The organism is Streptomyces sp. DH12, assembly GCF_020873895.1.
Lineage (GTDB): Bacteria > Actinomycetota > Actinomycetes > Streptomycetales > Streptomycetaceae > Streptomyces.
Genome location: NZ_JAHWGT010001584.1, coordinates 1 through 397 on the forward strand (window position 1 = coordinate 1; position 397 = coordinate 397).

At 67.3% G+C, this 397-nt stretch carries 1 protein-coding gene; it reads right to left on the minus strand.

The features are described 5' to 3' along the window. On the minus strand, positions 1–397 hold a 397-nt coding region (locus tag LPA54_RS41200), incomplete at both ends, for a PTS transporter subunit EIIC (protein ID WP_228985506.1).

Below are 397 nucleotides of genomic sequence, written 5' to 3' on the forward strand. Positions count from 1 at the left end.
GTACACCGCCGCGAACACCAGCCCGATCGGGATGATCAGCCATGGCTTCGTCGCCAGATTCCAGTTGATGACGTAGTCGATCAGCCCCGCCGAGAAGCTGAACCCGTCGTGCACCCCCAGCCCCCACGTCACCGCCATCGACACCCCCGTCAGCACCGCGTGCAGCGCGTACAGCAGCGGCGCGACGAACAGGAACGAGTACTCGATCGGCTCCGTGATGCCCGTGACGAACGACGTCAGCGCCACCGACAGCATCAGACCGCCGATCTCCTTGCGCCGGTCCGGCCGCGCGCAGTGCGTGATCGCCAGGGCCGCCGCCGGCAGCGCGAACATCATGATCGGGAAGAACCCCGACAGGAACTGCCCCGCGTCCGGGTCGCCCGCCAGGAACATGTTG